The organism is Arthrobacter bambusae, assembly GCF_022606295.1.
In the GTDB taxonomy this organism is placed as follows: Bacteria; Actinomycetota; Actinomycetes; order Actinomycetales; family Micrococcaceae; genus Arthrobacter; species Arthrobacter bambusae_A.
In genome coordinates this window covers 1-1,009 of sequence record NZ_JAHHZS010000103.1, presented here as the reverse complement: position 1 = coordinate 1,009, position 1,009 = coordinate 1, and the positions used below count along the sequence as shown (strand labels likewise).

Genomic DNA, 1,009 nt, shown 5'->3' with positions numbered 1-1,009 from the left:
TCGTCCCGGACGAGTCGCGGACCTTCGGCATGGACGCGTTCTTCCCGACCGCGAAGATCTACAACCCCAAGGGCCAGAACTACCTCTCCGTGGACCGGGACCTCGTCCTGGCCTACAAGGAATCCCCCATGGGCCAGCTCATCCACCCCGGCATCAACGAAGCCGGCGCGGTCGCGGCCTTCACCGCCGCGGGCACCGCCTACGCCACCCACGGCGAACCCCTCGTGCCGATCTACGTGTTCTACTCCATGTTCGGCTTCCAACGCACCGGCGACGCGTTCTGGGCCGCCGCGGACCAAATGACCCGCGGCTTCATCATCGGCGCCACCGCAGGACGGACCACCCTCACCGGCGAAGGACTCCAACACGCCGACGGACACTCCCCCATCCTGGCCTCCACCAACCCCGCCGTCCTCACCTACGACCCCGCCTACGGCTACGAAATCGGACACATCATCCGCGACGGCCTCGAACGCATGTACGGAGAGAACTCCGCCGACCGAAACCTGATGTACTACCTCACCGTGTACAACGAACCGATCAGCCAGCCCGCGGAACCGGAGAACCTCGACGTCAACGGCGTCCTCAAAGGCATCTACCTGCTCAGCCCGGCGAAAACCGACGGGCCCCGCGCGCAGCTCCTGGCCTCCGGCGTCTCGGTCCCCTGGGCCCTGGAAGCCCAGAAAGTCCTCGCCCAGGACTGGGGAGTCTCCGCGGACGTCTGGTCCGTGACCTCCTGGAACGAACTCCGACGCGACGGACTCGCCGCCGAAGAACACGCCTTCCTGAACCCCGGCGAAGAACCCCGCACCCCGTTCGTCGCCCAGCAACTCGCCGGCGCCACCGGACCGGTCATCGCCGTCACCGACTACATGAAGGCCGTCCCGGACCAGATCCGCCAATTCATCCCCAACGAATTCGCCTCCCTCGGCGCCGACGGCTTCGGATTCTCCGACACCCGCCAAGCCGCACGACGCTTCTTCAAAAACGACACCCACTCCATCGTCGT

At 66.2% G+C, this 1,009-nt stretch carries 1 protein-coding gene; it reads left to right on the top strand.

The annotated features are described in order from the left end of the window. A partial coding sequence (locus KNN17_RS22290; RefSeq protein WP_443628153.1) for a transketolase-like TK C-terminal-containing protein occupies nucleotides 1–1,009 on the top strand: 1,009 nt, incomplete at both ends.